Annotated in this window: 20 protein-coding genes; 6 read left to right on the top strand and 14 right to left on the bottom strand. The window is 62.5% G+C overall.

Going from position 1 to position 16,663, the window contains the following annotated elements:
* Positions 1-54 precede the first annotated feature (54 nt).
* From ACIPL0_RS13030 to ACIPL0_RS13005, 6 genes are all read right to left on the bottom strand, one after another.
* Entirely contained in the window at positions 55-975 is a 921-nt protein-coding gene (locus ACIPL0_RS13030; RefSeq protein ID WP_400597051.1) for a biotin-dependent carboxyltransferase family protein, read from the bottom strand.
* Positions 972-1,676, bottom strand: coding sequence for an allophanate hydrolase subunit 1 (locus tag ACIPL0_RS13025; RefSeq protein WP_400597050.1), 705 nt, complete (start codon positions 1,674-1,676; stop codon positions 972-974). The genes ACIPL0_RS13030 and ACIPL0_RS13025 overlap by 4 nt, the downstream gene beginning before the upstream one ends.
* Positions 1,673-2,425, bottom strand: a complete 753-nt coding sequence (locus ACIPL0_RS13020; protein WP_400597049.1) for a 5-oxoprolinase subunit PxpA — start codon at positions 2,423-2,425, stop codon at positions 1,673-1,675. Before ACIPL0_RS13020 ends, ACIPL0_RS13025 begins: the two co-directional genes overlap by 4 nt.
* 348 nt (positions 2,426-2,773) lie before the next feature.
* A complete protein-coding gene (locus ACIPL0_RS13015; protein ID WP_400597048.1) occupies positions 2,774-3,298 on the bottom strand; it encodes a DUF2937 family protein in 525 nt (174 codons plus the stop codon).
* Positions 3,299-3,312: 14 nt separating this feature from the next.
* Complete coding sequence (locus ACIPL0_RS13010; protein WP_400597047.1) at positions 3,313-4,086, bottom strand: class II glutamine amidotransferase; 774 nt, start codon at positions 4,084-4,086, stop codon at positions 3,313-3,315.
* Between the two features lie 132 nt (positions 4,087-4,218).
* Positions 4,219-4,728 carry an MFS transporter gene (locus ACIPL0_RS13005; RefSeq protein ID WP_400597046.1) on the bottom strand — a complete coding sequence of 170 codons (510 nt, stop codon included), beginning with the start codon at positions 4,726-4,728 and terminating at the stop codon, positions 4,219-4,221.
* 158 nt (positions 4,729-4,886) lie between these two features.
* Between ACIPL0_RS13005 and ACIPL0_RS13000 the strand changes: the two genes are divergently transcribed.
* Complete coding sequence (locus ACIPL0_RS13000) at positions 4,887-6,923, top strand: S9 family peptidase (protein ID WP_400731542.1); 2,037 nt, start codon at positions 4,887-4,889, stop codon at positions 6,921-6,923.
* A gap of 112 nt (positions 6,924-7,035) precedes the next feature.
* Entirely contained in the window at positions 7,036-7,509 is a 474-nt protein-coding gene (locus tag ACIPL0_RS12995; protein ID WP_400597045.1) for a cyclic nucleotide-binding domain-containing protein, read from the top strand.
* 169 nt (positions 7,510-7,678) lie between these two features.
* On the opposite strand, the gene ACIPL0_RS12990 is transcribed toward ACIPL0_RS12995, so the two are convergent.
* Positions 7,679-7,966 (bottom strand): hypothetical protein, encoded by a 288-nt coding sequence (locus ACIPL0_RS12990; protein ID WP_400597044.1) that lies wholly within the window; start codon positions 7,964-7,966, stop codon positions 7,679-7,681.
* 159 nt (positions 7,967-8,125) lie between these two features.
* On the opposite strand from ACIPL0_RS12990, the gene ACIPL0_RS12985 reads away from it, so the two are divergent.
* The 3 genes from ACIPL0_RS12985 to ACIPL0_RS12975 all read left to right on the top strand — a co-directional run bounded on the left by ACIPL0_RS12985 (position 8,126) and on the right by ACIPL0_RS12975 (position 9,639).
* Positions 8,126-8,497: a YajD family HNH nuclease gene (locus ACIPL0_RS12985; RefSeq protein WP_400597043.1), complete on the top strand. Its 372-nt coding sequence runs from the start codon at positions 8,126-8,128 to the stop codon at positions 8,495-8,497.
* A 197-nt stretch (positions 8,498-8,694) separates the two neighbouring features.
* Positions 8,695-9,183: an RNA methyltransferase gene (locus ACIPL0_RS12980; RefSeq protein ID WP_400597042.1), complete on the top strand. Its 489-nt coding sequence runs from the start codon at positions 8,695-8,697 to the stop codon at positions 9,181-9,183.
* A gap of 84 nt (positions 9,184-9,267) precedes the next feature.
* Entirely contained in the window at positions 9,268-9,639 is a 372-nt protein-coding gene (locus ACIPL0_RS12975) for a DUF2892 domain-containing protein (protein WP_400597041.1), read from the top strand.
* 49 nt (positions 9,640-9,688) lie between these two features.
* On the opposite strand, the gene ACIPL0_RS12970 is transcribed toward ACIPL0_RS12975, so the two are convergent.
* Positions 9,689-10,138 (bottom strand): YcgN family cysteine cluster protein, encoded by a 450-nt coding sequence (locus tag ACIPL0_RS12970; RefSeq protein WP_400597040.1) that lies wholly within the window; start codon positions 10,136-10,138, stop codon positions 9,689-9,691.
* 278 nt (positions 10,139-10,416) lie between these two features.
* On the opposite strand from ACIPL0_RS12970, the gene ACIPL0_RS12965 reads away from it, so the two are divergent.
* Complete coding sequence (locus tag ACIPL0_RS12965; RefSeq protein WP_400597039.1) at positions 10,417-11,010, top strand: nitroreductase family protein; 594 nt, start codon at positions 10,417-10,419, stop codon at positions 11,008-11,010.
* 212 nt (positions 11,011-11,222) lie between these two features.
* Here the strand turns inward: ACIPL0_RS12965 and ACIPL0_RS12960 are convergent, their stop codons facing one another.
* From ACIPL0_RS12960 to ACIPL0_RS12935, 6 genes are all read right to left on the bottom strand, one after another.
* Positions 11,223-12,155: a D-2-hydroxyacid dehydrogenase gene (locus ACIPL0_RS12960; protein WP_400597038.1), complete on the bottom strand. Its 933-nt coding sequence runs from the start codon at positions 12,153-12,155 to the stop codon at positions 11,223-11,225.
* A 128-nt stretch (positions 12,156-12,283) separates the two neighbouring features.
* Positions 12,284-12,577, bottom strand: coding sequence for a YcgL domain-containing protein (locus ACIPL0_RS12955; protein WP_400597037.1), 294 nt, complete (start codon positions 12,575-12,577; stop codon positions 12,284-12,286).
* Positions 12,574-13,707, bottom strand: a complete 1,134-nt coding sequence (gene rnd, locus ACIPL0_RS12950; RefSeq protein WP_400597036.1) for a ribonuclease D — start codon at positions 13,705-13,707, stop codon at positions 12,574-12,576. The genes ACIPL0_RS12955 and rnd overlap by 4 nt, the downstream gene beginning before the upstream one ends.
* 137 nt (positions 13,708-13,844) lie before the next feature.
* The gene (locus ACIPL0_RS12945) at positions 13,845-14,486 is read right to left on the bottom strand and encodes a class I SAM-dependent methyltransferase (RefSeq protein WP_400597035.1); all 642 of its coding nucleotides are present in this window, start codon (positions 14,484-14,486) and stop codon (positions 13,845-13,847) included.
* Positions 14,479-16,128, bottom strand: a complete 1,650-nt coding sequence (locus tag ACIPL0_RS12940) for a phosphoethanolamine transferase (RefSeq protein ID WP_400597034.1) — start codon at positions 16,126-16,128, stop codon at positions 14,479-14,481. The genes ACIPL0_RS12945 and ACIPL0_RS12940 overlap by 8 nt, the downstream gene beginning before the upstream one ends.
* Positions 16,129-16,161: 33 nt before the next feature.
* The gene (locus ACIPL0_RS12935; protein ID WP_400597033.1) at positions 16,162-16,401 is read right to left on the bottom strand and encodes a hypothetical protein; all 240 of its coding nucleotides are present in this window, start codon (positions 16,399-16,401) and stop codon (positions 16,162-16,164) included.
* Positions 16,402-16,663 lie beyond the last annotated feature (262 nt).

Below are 16,663 nucleotides of genomic sequence, written 5' to 3'. Positions count from 1 at the left end.
GAGCTTGGCGAAGTCCATTTCTGACCAAGCTGTATGAATCAGACTACAAAGAAACTAATCCACCAACTCCCGCAAATACCCCACCTGCTCCCGATACGCCACGTCCTGCACCACCGCCTTCATCCGCACCACCTCACCCGGCAGTTTCTGCGCCAGGCGAGCCAGGGACAGTGGCGTCAGGGCGCCGAGGCGGGGGTAGCCGCCGATGGTCTGGCGGTCGTTGAGCAGGACGATGGGCTGGCCGTCCGGCGGGACCTGGATGGCGCCCAGGGGGATGCCTTCGGAAATCATCGGCTGGCCCTGATAAACCAGTTCGGGGCCGAGCAGGCGCATGCCCATGCGGTCGGCGCGGCTGTCGAGGGTCCAGTCGCTGTTGAAGGCGTCGAACAGGCTCTGGCCGCTGAACTGGCCGATCTGCGCGCCAATGACCACGTCGAGCGGGCGTGGGTCGATGATCGACGGAATTCGCTGTTCAGGCAGCGCATGCAATTGGAACGAGCGGCCCGAGTAGGTCAGCCGGTCGCCTTCACGCAACGCTTTGCCGCTGCCGTCCAGACCGCCCAGCCCTTCCCGCCCGACCGTGGCGCAGCTGCCCAGTACGTCGATTGCATCGAATCCGCCGGGTGCGGCGAGGTAGGCGCGGGCGCCGGAGACTGGCTGGCTGAAACGCAGTTGCTGGCCCTTGCGGATGAAGAAGCTGCGCCACGGCACCAGCGGACGATCGTCGAGCATGGCGCCCAGGTCCGCGCCGGTCAGGGCCAGGCAGCAATCGGTCTCGGCGATCAGGCTCAGGCCGCCGAGTACCACTTCGATCACCGCCGCGTCCAGCGGGTTGTTCAGCAGTTTGTTGGCCCAGGCCATCGACACCCAGTCCAGCACGCCGCCCTGGGTCACGCCCAGATGGCGCACGCCGAAGCGGCCGGCGTCCTGCAACTGGCACAACGGGGTACTGCTTTTGACGGTCAACGCACTCATGCCAGCGCCTCCAGCGGGGTATCGTCGCCGCCCAGGCGAATGAATTCAGCGTGATCGATGGCGGCAAAGCGCACCGTGTCACCGGGTTGCAACAGGCTGTAGCCGTCGATGTCGCGGTCGAACAGGCGCGCCGGTGTGCGCCCGAGGATGTTCCATCCGCCGGGCGATTCCAGCGGGTAGGCGGCGGTCTGCCTTTCGGCAATACCGACGCTGCCGGCCGCCACGCGCTTGCGCGGGGTCTTGATCCGTGGCGCGGCGAGGATTTCCTCTACCAACCCCATGAAGGCGAAGCCCGGCGCGAACCCGAGGGCAAACACCTGATATTCGCGCTGGCTGTGGCGATGGATCACTTCGTCCACCGGCAGGCCGCTGCGCCGGGATAACAGGCTCAGTTCCGGACCGACGCTCGGGTCATACCAGACCGGCAGCACATGTTGTCGTCCCTTGCGCGCCGCATCCGGCGACAGCCCGTCGAGCGCCTGGGCGATGATGTCCCGGGCCTGCTGCGGGCTCACGGCCAACAAATCGTAATGCACCATCAACGTCGTGTAGGACGGCACCAGATCCCGCAAATGCGCACCGAAGCCGTCACGCAACCGCTGACTGGCCGCCAGCATCCACGGCATGTTGGCTTCGTCGATGGCGTCGAACAGGCGCACCATCAGGCAATCGATCGCGACGACTTCGATACGCGGATTCATGGGGCCGACGACTCGCTCAGCGACTGACGAATGCGCTGCACGGCGGCGATGGAACTGGCGTTGTCGCCGTGTACGCAGAGAGTGTCGGCCTTGAGCAGCAGTTCGCTGCCGTCACTGGCGATCAGCGCTTCGCCACGGGACAGGGTCACGGCCTGGGCGACGATAGTGTCCGCCTCATGGTGTACGGCGCCGGGCAGGTTGCGCGAGACCAGACGGCCTGCGCTGTCGTAGGCGCGGTCGGCAAAGGCTTCGAACCACAGGGTCACACCGAACTCGTCGGCCATGGCCTGAGCGGCGCTGTTGTCACGCATGGCCAGCAGCATCAGCGGCAGCTCGGGGTTGTAGCGGGCAATGCCCTCGATGACCGCACGCAGTTGCGCCGGGTTGGCCATCATGTCGTTGTACATCGCGCCGTGGGGTTTGACGTAACTGACCTTGCCGCCCTGGGCGCGGCAGATGCCGTCCAGCGCGCCGATCTGGTAATGCAACAGGTCCTGGATTTCCTGCGCCGAGCAGGCCATGGAGCGCCGGCCGAAACCGACCAGATCGGGATAGGCCGGATGCGCGCCGATGGTGACATCGTGGCTCAAGGCCAGGGCAACGGTCTTGCGCATGACGCTGGGGTCGCCGGCATGGAAGCCGCAAGCGATGTTGGCGCAATCGATGTACGGCATCACTTCGGCATCCAGACCCATGGTCCAGGCGCCGTAGCTCTCGCCGATGTCGCAATTCAATAACAGGCGGCCCAAGGGGTGATCTCCTGTGTCGATGAAAGTCGTGGGAAAGGCCTGAGTCTACGCGCGGGACTGTGCCCTTGGCAGCGCTGAAACACGCCTGTCATGTGTGGGCGCATTTTTGGACCGCGCCGGGCTGCGCGTCCAACGAATAAAAGCGCGGGAGGGGGGATAAGAAAAAGTGAACGACAGTACCTGTAGGAGCGTGGCTTGTCCCGCGACCGGCTGCGAAGCAGTCGTAAAATCGGTAAATGCGGTCTGTCAGACACGCATAGTCGTCAGGGTTTACGACGGGTTCCCCGCCGGTCGCAGGGCAAGCCAGCTCCTACATATGGGCGGCGGGGCAAGCCAAAAGGCGCGATTTCATCGCCAGTCGCGGTTGATCGGCCGCTTGAAACGGCGTCCCACGAACAGCCAGTCGATGAACACGACAAAACTTTCGATCACCAGCGAGCACAGCAGCGCGCAGACCAGCCCCCAGCCGATCACTTCCGGCGACAGCAGCACCTGCCAGCTGTAGCCGTTCCAGGTTTCCTGACGAATCTGCGGGTCGGCGGCGGTCAGTACGTGCAGCGCGCGGGCGTACCACGGGCCTTGCAGGGCCAGCCATTCGCGGTCGAGGGTCTGGGCGCGGTTGAGCAGGTTGCTGACATTGTCGGCGTCGGTGCGGAACACCGGGTCGTCGCTGCTGCGGTAATGCTGGATCAGCGCCTGCACGTCACCCTTGAAGAAGCGCTGGGCTGTGTCGTTGTAACCGCGCAGGTTTTGCTGCGCTTCCATCAGATGGGCTTCGACCCGTTTGCTGTAATCGCTGATGAACCCCGGAATCTGCACGCCGATCAACAGGCCTGCCGTGAACAACACCAGTCGCAGATAGCTTCGCAGCATAGGTCCCTCTTCAGTCAGGTCGTGCCTTCGGCAACACATTCGCCACGGCGCCACAGGCTCCACTGGCCGGGCTCGTAGCGGTTCCAGCTCTCGTTTTCGGTCAGCGGCTCGGTGGCAATCACCGTGACCACATCGTTAGGGGTGGTTTCAGCCTGAAAATCGACGATCACGTCGACATCCTTCAGCCGCGCCGGGCCGAACGGCGCACGACGGGTGATGTGCACCAGCTTGGTGGAGCAGAAACAGAACAGCCAGTCGCCATCGCTGAGCAGGCAGTTGAACACGCCTTTGCTGCGGTATTCGCCGCAGGCGGCGACCAGTGTCGGCAGCAGTTCTTCGATGTCGACCGGCTCGGGAAAGGCCTGGCGCACGCGGTTCAGCAGATCGCAGAACGCGGCTTCGCTGTCGGTATCGCCCACCGGACGATAGAACGTCGCCTGGGGCTGAAAATCCGCCAACTGGCCGTTGTGGGCGAAACACCAGTTGCGCCCCCACAGCTCGCGCACGAAAGGATGGGTGTTGGACAGGCAGACCTTGCCGACGTTGGCCTGGCGGATATGGCCGATGACCACTTCGCTCTTGATCGGGTAACGCTGCACCAGTTGCGCGACTTCCGACTCGCTGCTCGCGGCAGGGTCCTGGAACAGGCGCAGACCGCGGCCTTCATAGAACCCGATGCCCCAGCCATCACGATGGGGGCCGGTGCGTCCGCCACGCTGCATCAGCCCGGTGAAGCTGAAGACGATATCGGTCGGTACGTTGGCACTCATGCCCAGAAGTTCACACATGCTCAGGTCTCGATACGCTCACGGCACATAACAACTGTAGGAGCTGGCTTGCCCGCGATTGCGATCTGTCTGGCATACATACGGTCACTGACACGACGCTATCGCGGGTCAACGCGCTCTTACGGGCGTACATCAAAGTTTCGGTTCGACCCGATAGCGTCCACCATTACCGCCGGTCGTGCCGCTGCCGGATACCGACGGTTGGCTGGCGTAACGGCTCGAACCCGGGGTCGCGAACGGCTGATCGTCTTCCTTCTGCTCGGCGGCGGCCTGGGCAGCAGCCGCTTCGGCGTGGACCTGACGGGCTTTTTTCGCACGCAGGAACGGCAGGCGGATCAGCGCAAACACGATGTACAGGCCCAGCGCCACGGCGCCGTAGGTACACAGGTCCAGCGCCGCGCGCCAGACGTTGTTGCCGACCTTGAACGCCAGATCCAGCACGCTGATGGCCAGCGCCGGGGCGTATTGATCCTTGGCCGGGTCGATGATGGTCGGGCCGAACAGCAATACCGCGCCGATCACCCGCAGCGGCTCGCGCAGGTAGCGCCACATCCAGCCGGTCAGCTTGAACCACACCCACAGACAGCCCAACGCAGCGAAAGCGTAGAGGCCCCAGGCAATCAGATAGTCGTTCTCGGTCATGAGGTCCGTGGCAAGGCAGGTAAAGAGGCGCTTATGATAACGACTTTTCGCCAGCCCGGCTTCCCCGGCTGCAGTGATAGCCTTGCAATTATCGCTGTGCAGCCCGCCTGCGCGATCCATTTCATTCGAGAGAGCCCCGCATGCCATCTTCCCCCGTCATGACCCGCGCCCCCGTCGCCCGCAAGGCCACCGGTGCCGATCCGTATGCCTGGCTGCAGAACCGCGACACCGATGAAGTGCTCGATTACCTGAAGGCGGAAAACGCCTGGCAGGCGCAACAACTGGCCGATCAGGAGGCGCTGCGCGAGACACTGTTCCAGGAAATTCGCGGGCGCATCCTCGAAACCGACCTGTCGCTGCCTTCGCCTTGGGGGCCGTATCTGTATTACACCCGCACCACCGAGGGTGACGAATACGCTCGCCACTACCGCTGCCCGCGTCCGGCCGACGACTCGCAGACTGTCGACGAAAGCGCCGAACAACTGCTGCTCGACCCCAACGCGCTGGCCGACGGCGGCTTTTTCTCCCTCGGCACCTTCAGCATCAGCCCCGACCATCAGCGTCTGGCTTACAGCACCGACACCAGCGGCGACGAGATTTACCGGCTGTTCGTCAAGGAGCTGGCAAGCGGCGCCATCACGGCGCTGCCGTTCGAGGATTGCGACGGCAGCATGACCTGGGCCAACGACAGCCAGACCCTGTTTTTCGGCGAGTTGGACGACACCCATCGTCCGCACAAGCTGTACCGCCATACGCTGGGCAAGGACGGCGCCGAAGAGGTCTTTCACGAACCGGACGGGCGTTTCTTCCTGCACTGCTACCGCAGCAGCTCCGAGCGCCAGTTGATTCTCGGGCTGGACAGCAAGACCACCAGCGAAGCCTGGGTGCTGGACGCCAGCACACCGCAGGACGCTTTCGTCTGTGTGGCGGCGCGCAGCGAAGGTCATGAGTATTCGGTGGACCACGGTCTGCACGGGGGCCAGTGGAGCTGGTTCATCCGCAGCAACCAGGCCGGCATCAACTTCGCCCTGTACCACAGCGCAGAAACCGCTGCAGCGCCAGCCCGCGAGCACTGGCAGACGCTGGTCACCCACAGCGACACGGTGATGCTCGATGGCTTCAGCCTCAACGCCCGCGGCCTGACTCTGAGCCTGCGCGAAGGGGGCCTGCCGATTGTCGAGGTTCACCCACAAGGCCTGCCGGCTTATCGCGTGCAACTGCCGGATGCGGCCTACAACCTGTATGTGCAGGACACCCTTGAATTCGAAAGCGACAAGATTCGCCTGCGCTACCAGTCGCTGAACCGTCCGCCGCAAGTGCGGCAATTGACGCTGGCGACCGGTGAACAGGTCGTGCTCAAGGAAACCCCGGTGCTCGGCGTGTTCGACGCCGACGCCTACGTCAGCCAGCGGCTGTGGGCCACGGCGACCGACGGCACTGAGGTGCCGATCAGCCTGGTGGTCAAGCGCGAACTGGCCGGCCAGCCGGTGCCACTGTACCTGTACGGCTACGGCGCCTACGGCGAAAGCCTCGATCCGTGGTTCTCCCACGCCCGGCTGAGCCTGCTGGACCGTGGCATCGCCTTTGCCATCGCCCATGTGCGCGGCGGCGGCGAGCTGGGCGAGGCCTGGTACCGCAACGGCAAGCAGGAGCACAAGACCAACACTTTTGGCGACTTCATCGCCTGCGCCGAGCATCTGATTGCAGAAAACCTGACCACGGCCGACCAACTGGTGATCAGCGGCGGCAGCGCCGGTGGCTTGCTGATCGGCGCGGTGGTCAACCAGCGTCCCGAATTGTTCAAGGCCGCGATTGCCGAAGTACCGTTCGTCGACGTGCTCAACACCATGCTCGACCCCGATCTGCCGCTGACCGTCACCGAATACGACGAATGGGGCAACCCGCAGGAGCCCGAGGTGTACGCGCGGATCAAGGCCTACGCACCTTACGAGAACGTCAGCGCGCAGGCTTATCCGGCCATGCTGGTGATCGCCGGTTACAACGACAGCCGCGTGCAGTACTGGGAAGCGGCCAAGTGGGTGGCGAAGTTGCGCGACGTGAAAACCGACGACAATCTGTTGCTGCTCAAGACCGAACTGGGCGCCGGCCACGGCGGCATGAGCGGTCGCTACCAGGGATTGCGTGACGTAGCGCTCGAATACGGGTTTATCTTCAAGGTATTGCAACGGGCCTGATGAACTAATTCATGGCCCTTTGTCATATCAGACGCATCCCGGGCTGTTTGTAGTCCGGGTCGTTTTTCAGGTCAGTTTTTTCTGTTTCCCGGTCATCCAACAAGAACATGCCATGCCGACACCGTCATCCCTGAACAATGAAATCCGCGAAATGCTGATGGACTGCGGTCTGTTTCTCGCCCTGACCCCGGCGGATTTTTCCGCGGCGGCCGGGTATTTCAGCATCAGCAGCATCGACAAAGGCGAAGCCATCTTCAACGAAGGTGACGCCGGTACCTTCATGTGCATCATCCACTCGGGCACGGTGTCGGTGCAGAAGCGCAACAGCGAAGGCGTGCCGGTGGAAACCGCGCTACTGCGCGCCGGCCGCGCCTTTGGCGAAATGGCCGTGCTCGACGGCGAACGCCGTTCGGCCAGCTGCGTTGCCGCCTCGTCGTGCTACCTGCTGAACCTGGGCAAGGACTCGCTGGACAAGATGCTCAACGACGCGCCCAAGGTCGCGGCGAAGATCATCCGCGCGATCGCCATTGCCATGTCCAAGCGCCTGCGCATGATGGATGGGCAGGTGTTGGCGCAGCAGGAGTAAAGGCGTCGACGCCAATCTGTAGGAGCTGGCTTGTCCTGCGACCGGCGGGGAACCCGTCGTAAATCCTGCATATGCGGTGTGTCAGGCGAACCGCGTTTACCGGATTTACGACTGCTGCGGTCGAGCGCGACCCCGGTCCGCTCGCAGGACAAGCCAGCGCCTACAGGGGCTACGGCGCTGGTTTATTCGGCACCTGCAATCCCGGCAACGGCTCATCCTCTTTCGGTGGCCCCGGCTGGGGAATCTTCGGCAGCAACGGCGGATTACCCTGCCCGCCGGCTCGCGGCACGGCGGGCACACTGACTTGCGGATAAGGGGTCGGCGTCGCAGTCCCGGGCGATCCGGAGGTGGCGGCAATCGGTTCGGGCGGATTAAGCACCGGTTGCAGGTTCTCCGCCTGCACCGGCAATGCAGCGAACAGGCTCAAGGCAAGCGCCGCACACAGGGACCGCATCATCGTCGTTGGCCTCCATTGCCAATCTTGTACTGTGCCGTTCAGGCTACTCCTGCGCGAAGAAATTGCCACTCCCGCCCTCTCTCGTCCCCCGACGCTGCCGAAGCGGCGGCAAAGCGCTAGAATTGCGCCATTGCCCACAGAACACGAAACAGGTGACACATGAGCTCGGGAACGCCAACCAACACCTCCAAGCTGGACCGCATCCTCGCCGATGCCCAGCGCGACCGCGAAATGGGTTACCGCGACAAGGCCCTGCGCATGTACCCGCACGTCTGCGGCCGCTGCGCCCGTGAATTCTCCGGCAAGCGCCTGAGCGAGCTGACCGTGCACCACCGCGACCACAACCACGACAACAACCCGCAGGACGGCTCCAACTGGGAGCTGCTGTGCCTGTATTGCCACGACAACGAGCATTCGCGCTACACCGACCAGCAGTATTTCTCCGATGGCTCGCTGGGCACGCCGAAAACCGCCAAGGCCACCCACAACCCGTTCGCCGCACTGGCCGGGTTGATGAAAAAAGACGACTGACCACCGATCCCCTGTAGGAGCTGGCTTGTCCTGCGAGCGGCTGCGAAGCAGTCGTAAAATCGGTACATGCGGTGCACCAGACTGACCGCATTCTCAGGTTTTACGACGACTGCGTCGCCGCTCGCAGGACAAGCCAGCTCCTACAGATGTCGTGTTGCTTTATAATCCGCCGCTTTCTCCAGCGAGCACCCTTCCCCGTGGCCAACAAACGTTACGCCTGCATCGGCTTGTACAACCCAAAGTCCCCGGAAAACGTCGGATCGGTGATGCGCGCAGCGGGCTGCTATGGCGTGGCGTCGGTGTTCTACACCGGCACGCGTTACGAGCGGGCGCGGGATTTCGTCACCGACACCAAGAAGATCCACCAGGACATTCCTCTGATCGGCATCGACGACCTGAAGAAAATCATCCCGCTGGGCTGCACACCGGTGGCGGTGGAACTGGTCGACGGCGCCCGTTCGCTGCCGGAATACACTCACCCGGACCGCGCCATCTATATTTTCGGCCCGGAAGACGGCTCGCTGGACAAGGAAATCCGCGACTGGTGCGAAGACGTGGTGTACATCCCCACCACCGGCTGCATGAACCTGGCCGCCACCGTCAACGTCGTGCTGTACGACCGCATGGCCAAGGGCAACAACACCCGCTCCGGCCCGCTGTTCGGGCGCGACACCGACCGTACCTGAAACGCAGTCCGCGACGAACGCATTGAACAGTTTGCGCCTGACGCAGTCAGCTTTAGGGACCTCATCCTTTCATGGAGAAACATCATGAGTGATACCCCGATCATCGAACGCATCGAACGTCCGCTGCGTGACTATCCGGAGCAGAACGTACAGGGCTGGGAGCGCATCGGCTCGCTGGCCGGTGGCGTACTGATGATGGGCAAAGGCCTGCGTCGGGGCGGCATCTTCGGCCTGGTGCAACTGGCCATCGGCGGCGCCGTGCTGGCCCGTGGCATCACCGGCCATTGTTCGGCCAAGGCCATGCTGGAAAAGAGCCGCAGCGACATGGAACAGGCCCGCGCCCGTATCCACAAGGCCGGTGCCGAGCTGAGCAAACTCAAGACCAAGGCGGAAGTCGCTGCCGAGGAAGCGGTGGTGAAAAGCATCGATTCGGCCAAAGGCCCGAAAGGCGTCTGAACCGGCGTCCTGCGCAACAAGGGTCGGCAGCGGACAGGCTGCCGACTGATCAACCGGCGCGGAAGATCAGATAATCTTCCCAGTCGTCTTCGGCAACGTTGTTCTCGCTCTGCATCCGTCCGGATTGGGAAATCCGCGCGCGGTGTACTTCTTCGCGGTCGCCGCAAACCAAGTGATGCCACACGGGCAGGTCCTTGCCTTCGCTGACCAGCCGATAGCCGCAGGTGGGTGGCAGCCATTTGAACTCGTCGGCCTGGCCGGGGGTGAGCTGGATGCAGTCGGGCACGATGGCCTTGCGATTGGGGTAATCGCTGCACTGGCAGGTCTTCAGGTCCAGCAACTTGCAGGCGATGCTCGTGTAATAGACGCTGCCGTCATCCTCGTCTTCCAGCTTTTGCAGGCAGCACAGGCCGCAGCCGTCGCACAGCGACTCCCACTCGACAGCATCGAGTTGCGCGAGGGTCTTGTGTCTCCAGAACGGTTCAGTTTGTGCGGCCATGGCGGTGCGTGCGTCGGTATCGGGGATGGGAAGGTCGCCAGTCTAGTGGCACAACGCAGCGCGGCCAAGCGCTGGCGACTGTCGGCAGCCACGGGCTTGTCAGTCGGACGCCCGCGCAGTAGCTTTATGCCCTCGCGCGCTCGACCCAGAGCACCGCGCCGCAACACCCCGGTTTCGACGATGCCTGCCGTCAACGGCCCATCTGATGGATGCCGCCCTCCTCGTCCGCAGGTGGGCGGTCTATTTGCCTTTTTTGACCTTCAAGGATCAGAACGCCCATGAGCGCCAATCCACGCGTTGCCGATTATCCGATTCACACCCAATTCACCGATCGCTGGTCGCCCCGCGCCTTCACCGGCGAGGCCATTGCCGAAGAGACCCTGCTGAGCTTTTTCGAAGCTGCACGCTGGGCACCCTCGGCCTACAACTCGCAGCCGTGGCGCTTTCTCTACGCCCGTCGCGACACGCCGAACTGGGAGCGTTTCCTCGGCCTGCTCAACGAATTCAACCGTGGCTGGGCACAGCATGCCTCGGCGCTGGTGATCGTCATTTCCAAGACCACCTTCACCGCCCCCGGCGCCAGCGAAGAAACTCCGGCGCTGTGGCACACCTTCGACACCGGCTCTGCCTGGGGCCACCTGGCGTTGCAGGCGAGCCTGAGCGGCTGGCACACCCACGGCATGGCCGGCTTCGATCAGGAACTGACCCGCAAGGAGCTGAAGATTCCGGAAGGTTATGCGCTGCACGCAGCGGTCGCGATCGGCAAGCTGGGCGACAAGTCGACTCTGGCCGAATACCTGCAGGCCCGTGAAACCCCAAGCCCGCGTCGTCCGCTGGCGGAACTGGCGGCTGAGGGCGATTTCAGTCTGTAAGCAGACCTCTCCCCCCTTGTAGGAGCGCGCTTGCCCGCGAAGGCGTTTTCCGCATCACGCCTTCGCCATACCTCGGATCTGTGGGAGGGAGCCCTGCTCGCGAAGACGGTGTGTCAGTCGGCTCAATACTGACGGCACTGACGCTTTCGCGAGCAGGGCTCCCTCCCACAAAGTTCGCGTTGTCACGCAAAGACCGGTGGCGCTGTCCCGGCTCAATACCCCCGAACGAAATCCACCTCGCCGCGCAGCGCTTCGCCTGCCGCGTACGCCCGCAGGTTCTCCACGTACAGACGCACCATCGCCGCTGGCGAAGTCGGTGCCGAGCTGTGCCCGGTCAGCAACAACCCCCAGGCGGTCCAGAACGGGTGACGCTGAGGCAGCGGCTCCTGACGGCAGACATCGATCACCGCGCCGGCCAGATGGCCGTCCTTCAGCGCCTGGACCAGATCGCCATCCACCACCGCCACACCACGACCGACGTTGATGAACAGCGCCGACGGCTTGAACTGCCGAAACAGCGCCGCATCGTAGATATCGTGGGTTTGCGGCGTGTCGGGCAGCAGGTTGATGACGAAATCGGCTTCGCCGACCAGACGCGGCAGATCCTCCAGCCCACCCACCTCGACAAACGGCGCCAGCGTCCGCGCGCTGGTGGCAACGCCATACAGCTCGACGCCGAACGGTGCGAGGAACTGCGCCACGCTGACGCCAATATCGCCGGTGCCTACAATCAGCGCCTTGCGCCCGAACAGCCCCGGCCCGGTGCGGTCATCCCACTTGCGCTCGACCTGGCTGACCAAGCGAGCCAGCACTTCGCGCTCGTGGACCAGCATGTAGGTCAGCACGAACTCGGCCATGACCTGACCGAACACGCCTACCGCGCGGGTCAGGCGGTAATCGCGGGTGAGCCCCTTGGCCAGCAACGGGGTGATGCCCGCCCAGGTCGACTGCAGCCATTGCGGTTTGTGTCCTTGACGCAGCAGGTTGGCCAGCAGGTCGGGCTGGCCCAGCCAGACTGGCGTTTCGGCGGCCATTTTTGCCAGCTCCGCGGAATCGCCGCTGCTGAGCACTTCGATATCCGGAGCCGCTTCGCGCAGCAGCTCGGTGTACTTCACATAATCGTGTTCGGCAATCAGCACGCGCATGAATTGAAAACTCGAAAAAGCAGAACAGACGACCGCGCGACCCCGGGCAACCCGGTCCTTGCACAGGAGCAGGTCAGGCCCGGACGCCGACCACGGTCCGGTATATCCCCTGTTTTGCAGGGTCTCGGTCAGACCGGGTCGTTGCGGCGCAACAACTCTTCGGGCAGATGCTCGATGTATTCCTCTTCAGCCGGCGGCATCTGCAGGTGATAACCCTGCTTTTCCAGGTTCTCCAGCACCGTGTGAATGTCTTCACGGGCCAGGGTACGTTCCGGGCTCAGGACCAGATCGAAGGCGTGCTGCGGCTTGCCGAACGCCGTGAGCAGGCCTTCAGGGACACGCTCAAGGGCATCGCTCTTGAGCACGTAAAGGTACATTTCGTTCTTGCGCGGGCTGCGGTAGATGGAGCAAATCTGTTTCAAGGCTGTTCTCCGGCGTTGGCCAGGCTGTCGAGCAGCATCTGGCCCATCAATTCGCGGCGCCAGCCACGCAGCGAATCGGGCAGTTGATAAGGACCGTCAGGGAAACCGGTCTTGAGCAGGGCTTCGAGCGTCTTTTTGCGCAGCATCAGCTCCGGCGCCATGTCCAGGCGTTCGGCTTGTTGCTGACCAATGGCGCGCAGGCTCTTCAATACGGCGGAGGCTTCGATCGGCAGCGGCTCGGGCAATGCCGGCGGCCACTGATCCGGGCCCACGCTGCCGGCCTGCTTGATCAGTTCCAGGAGGAATTCACCGTCCTGGCGCACCGTTTTCGGGTGCATGTCTTCGATTCGTGCCAGCGCAACCAGGTTGTCCGGTTGGGTTTTTGCCAGCGGCCACAGCGACGGCTCGCGCAGGATCCGGTTGCGCGGCTGATTGCGCAGACGGGCCTGCTGCTCGCGCCAGGCGCACAGCTCACGCAATACGGCCAACTGGGCGCGGGACAGTTTCCACGCCAGCTTGGCCTCGCGATAGACCTCGTACGGGTCGGTTTCGCGGCGCAGGTTGGCAACCAGTTCGGCACCGTCTTCCAGCACCCAGGCGTACTTTTCCTCGGACAGGCGCGGACGCAACAGGCTGAAGACTTCGGCCAGATGCACGGCGTCTTCGGCGGCGTAGCTGATCTGGGTCTCGGACAGCGGGCGTTGCAGCCAGTCCGAACGAGTTTCGCCTTTAGGCAGCTCGATGTTCAGCACTTCCTGCACCAGCCGCGAATAGCCCATGGAAAAACCAAGGTTCAGGTAGGCGGCGGCCAGTTGCGTGTCGAACAGCGGTGCCGGCAGGCTGCCGGTAAGGCGCAGCAGGACTTCAAGGTCTTCGCTGCAGGCATGCAGTACCTTGATGACGTCGGTGTTTTCCAGCAGGGCGGTCAGTGGCGCCCAATCGTCGATCAGCAACGGATCGATCAGAAAGGCGCTGGCGCCATCACCGACCTGCAACAGGCCGGCAATCGGATAGAAGGTGTCGACCCGCATGAATTCGGTGTCGAGTGCGACGAACGGCAGGGTCTGCCAGTGCGCGCAGTGTCGGGCGAGGCTGTCGTCGTCGCGAATCCAGTGAATATCGATGGCCACACGGCTCTCCCTTGAAGAATGGCGCGCAGTATATATCGCTATAGACGTTTACCGGGCATCCGTCCTGCAAGTTGCGCGCAACTTCATCTTCGGCGTTTATCGACAAAACGCCGGGGTGTGACCGTTCATCGGTGGATTCAGCCCTGTTTGCGCAAGGTGTATACCCGCCACATGGCGTAACCGGGGAGGAAATCGTGATGGTCGACGATGCTGAAACCGGCCTGGGCAAATTCCGCCTCGATGTCGCTGCGGCACACCACGAAGCGCCCGCTAACCGCCGGCTTGCCTGCCTGCTGGCGCTTGCGACGCCAGGCCTTGAGGTTGCCATCGACCCACAGGGCGACGATGGCCGTGTCGCGGGTTACCCGGTAGAACTCCTGCAGGATCGACAGACGCTGTTCGCGGTCCGCCAGGTGGTGAAACAGGCGCATGCAGAAGATGCAGTCCACCGCGTTGGCGGACAGGCCGATGGAAAACGCCGAGCTTTGAAAGGTGCGGATGCGCTGAAGCAAATCGCTGGAAGAGCGGGCTTCGGCGAATTCCAGCATCGTCGTCGACGGATCGGCGGCAAGAATGATGCGGTTGGCGTGTTCGGCCAGCACCGGCCAGAAACGCCCGGCACCGGACGGCACATCGAGCACCAGCCCAGGTTCACCGGCATCGCGCAGGGCATGCCGGGCCAGCTGGGCATCGCGCCACAGGCTCAGACGACGGGCCAGGCGCAGCTCATGCTTGCGTACGTAGCGTTGCAGCGATCCGTCGTTGCTTTGCTCACTCATTGGCCAATACCCCATCGGTGTAGATGCCACGGCAGCCGGCGAACATGTCCAGCGCCGGCTTGTAGACGCTGGTTTGCACTTTCAGCAGGCCAAGCATGGAGTGGAACAGGTTGTCCTGACTCAGCGGTGTATCGCGCTCTTTCTGCAGGCAATGGGTATTGACCGCAAATGCCTGCTGATAGTTGTCGGAGAACCACGCCATCATCGGTACATGTTTCTGTTGATCCGGCGCCAACATATAAGGCGTGCCGTGCAGAAACAGGTTGTATTCGCCCAGCGACTCACCGTGGTCGGACAAGTACACCATGGCCGTGTCCACTTTATTCTGGTTATTGCGCAGAATGTCGATCAACGAAGCCAGCACATGGTCGGTATATAACAAGGTATTGTCATAACCATTGACGATACTTTCCCGAGTGCAATTGTTCAGCGCATTGCTTTCACACACGGGGGTGAACTTTTCATATTCTTTCGGATAACGCTTGAAATATTCCGGGCCATGGCTGCCCATCTGATGCAGGACCAGTACGGTGTCCTTGCTCAGGCTGTCGATGAACGCCTGCAGCCCCTGCAGCAGGATTTCGTCACGGCATTCGCTGTTGGCGCACAGCATCGGGTCCTTGAGGTTGCTGACGTCCTGCAACGTCACACGGTCGCAGGTGCCCTTGCAGCCCGACTGGTTGTCACGCCAGATCACATCCAGGCCGGCGCGCTTGAGCACATCGAGCAGGCCTTCCTGGTTTTTCGCGGTGCTGGCGTCGTAATCCTTGCGCCCCATGTCGGAGAACATGCACGGCACCGACACGGCCGTCTCCGTACCGCAGGAGTGCACGTCGGTGAAGGTCAGCAGGCCACGCTCTTTCTTCAGTTGCGGCGTGGTATCACGGTTGTAGCCGAGGATGCCGAAGTTCTCGGCGCGGGCGCTCTCGCCCACCACCAGTACGGTCAGCGACTTGCGGGTGTGCTGCTGCCAGTCACCGGCCAGTTTCGCGTCCTCGCCGATGGTCACGAACGGTTTCTGCGCCGACTTCACCTGCTCGCTCAGATAGCCGATCGAAGCACCGATGTAGTTGCTCGGCACCACCATCAGGCGCAGTTCGTGGTGATTGCGAAACAGCGAAGACAGGCCCTGATAGTTCAACAATGCCACTGCACCGATCACACCGGCACAGGCGACACTCACCAGCGCCTTGCTCAGCAGTTCACGCGGCCAGAGGCGATAGTTGATCGGAGTTTTCCAGAGAATCAGCGAAGGCACGACACCCAGAAAAAACAGATAGCCGCCAAACTTCAGCGACAACAAGTCGCGAACTTCCGTGGCATTGGTTTCGGCAAAGTTTCTGAACATGCCGGCATCGATCATGACGCCATACTGGCTCATGAAATACGCCACACCGGCACTGATCATGAACAACGCGATCAATACCGGCTTCAGGACTTTGCGAAAGGCCAGTAAAGTAAAAAAGATATTGAACACGCAGAAAATCATCACGGCGAACGCACCGCGCAACAACAGTCCCTTACTGTTGAAATCAGTGATGGCGAACAAATGCTGCCACAGGGTCAGGTTGAACCCGAGCAACAAAAACACACTGGCGAGCACCGTCACAAGCTCGGGACGAACGGCTTTAAAGTTCCGCATGAGGATCTGCTTGGCTAAAAAAGGAAACGTCGGTCAGGAAAAGAAATACTCCTCCGACGTCGCAAACTTTAGGCAGGTCGCCATCAATTTTTTGTGAAAAGGATGCGAACAAAAGGTGCGGTGGGACTTCTTTTCCTGTAGGAAAAATCGCGACATGGACCGCTTGAATGTCTTCATATCTCCTGGCTTGCCAGCGTAATCGCCCTCAAGAACGCCGACGCCGACAAACCAGGCTGCTACAGAACTCCGGCTTGTCCGCCAGGTGGTTGCCATCTGCAGAACCTGTGGGAGCGGGCTTGCCCGCGAAGGTGTTGGGTCAGGCGACCTTGCAGCGTCTGAACGGACGTATTCGCGGGCAAGCCACGCTCCCACAGGGGGTGGCACCGGCCCTGGCAGTTCGGCTTGCCAGCGTCAGCGCCTTCAAGAACGCCGACGCCGGCAAACCAGGCTGCTACAGAACTCCGGCTTGTCCGCCAGGTGGTTGCCATCTGCAGAACCTGTGGGAGCGGGCTTGCCCGCGAAGGTGTTGGGTCAG

The organism is Pseudomonas sp. NPDC090208 (assembly GCF_044746785.1).
Lineage (GTDB): Bacteria > Pseudomonadota > Gammaproteobacteria > Pseudomonadales > Pseudomonadaceae > Aquipseudomonas.
The sequence above is the reverse complement of the archived record's forward strand: the minus strand, read 5'-3'. Positions and strand labels throughout refer to the sequence as shown.

Coding starts and splice junctions, on each gene's coding strand:
- ACIPL0_RS13030 (WP_400597051.1), bottom strand. CDS start 975: ATGAGTGCGTTGACCGTCAAAAGCAGTACCCCGTTGTGCCAGTTGCAG.
- ACIPL0_RS13025 (WP_400597050.1), bottom strand. CDS start 1,676: ATGAATCCGCGTATCGAAGTCGTCGCGATCGATTGCCTGATGGTGCGC.
- ACIPL0_RS13015 (WP_400597048.1), bottom strand. CDS start 3,298: ATGCTGCGAAGCTATCTGCGACTGGTGTTGTTCACGGCAGGCCTGTTG.
- ACIPL0_RS13010 (WP_400597047.1), bottom strand. CDS start 4,086: ATGTGTGAACTTCTGGGCATGAGTGCCAACGTACCGACCGATATCGTC.
- ACIPL0_RS13005 (WP_400597046.1), bottom strand. CDS start 4,728: ATGACCGAGAACGACTATCTGATTGCCTGGGGCCTCTACGCTTTCGCT.
- ACIPL0_RS13000 (WP_400731542.1), top strand. CDS start 4,887: ATGACCCGCGCCCCCGTCGCCCGCAAGGCCACCGGTGCCGATCCGTAT.
- ACIPL0_RS12995 (WP_400597045.1), top strand. CDS start 7,036: ATGCCGACACCGTCATCCCTGAACAATGAAATCCGCGAAATGCTGATG.
- ACIPL0_RS12990 (WP_400597044.1), bottom strand. CDS start 7,966: ATGATGCGGTCCCTGTGTGCGGCGCTTGCCTTGAGCCTGTTCGCTGCA.
- ACIPL0_RS12985 (WP_400597043.1), top strand. CDS start 8,126: ATGAGCTCGGGAACGCCAACCAACACCTCCAAGCTGGACCGCATCCTC.
- ACIPL0_RS12975 (WP_400597041.1), top strand. CDS start 9,268: ATGAGTGATACCCCGATCATCGAACGCATCGAACGTCCGCTGCGTGAC.
- ACIPL0_RS12970 (WP_400597040.1), bottom strand. CDS start 10,138: ATGGCCGCACAAACTGAACCGTTCTGGAGACACAAGACCCTCGCGCAA.
- ACIPL0_RS12965 (WP_400597039.1), top strand. CDS start 10,417: ATGAGCGCCAATCCACGCGTTGCCGATTATCCGATTCACACCCAATTC.
- ACIPL0_RS12960 (WP_400597038.1), bottom strand. CDS start 12,155: ATGCGCGTGCTGATTGCCGAACACGATTATGTGAAGTACACCGAGCTG.
- ACIPL0_RS12945 (WP_400597035.1), bottom strand. CDS start 14,486: ATGAGTGAGCAAAGCAACGACGGATCGCTGCAACGCTACGTACGCAAG.
- ACIPL0_RS12940 (WP_400597034.1), bottom strand. CDS start 16,128: ATGCGGAACTTTAAAGCCGTTCGTCCCGAGCTTGTGACGGTGCTCGCC.
- ACIPL0_RS12935 (WP_400597033.1), bottom strand. CDS start 16,401: ATGGCAACCACCTGGCGGACAAGCCGGAGTTCTGTAGCAGCCTGGTTT.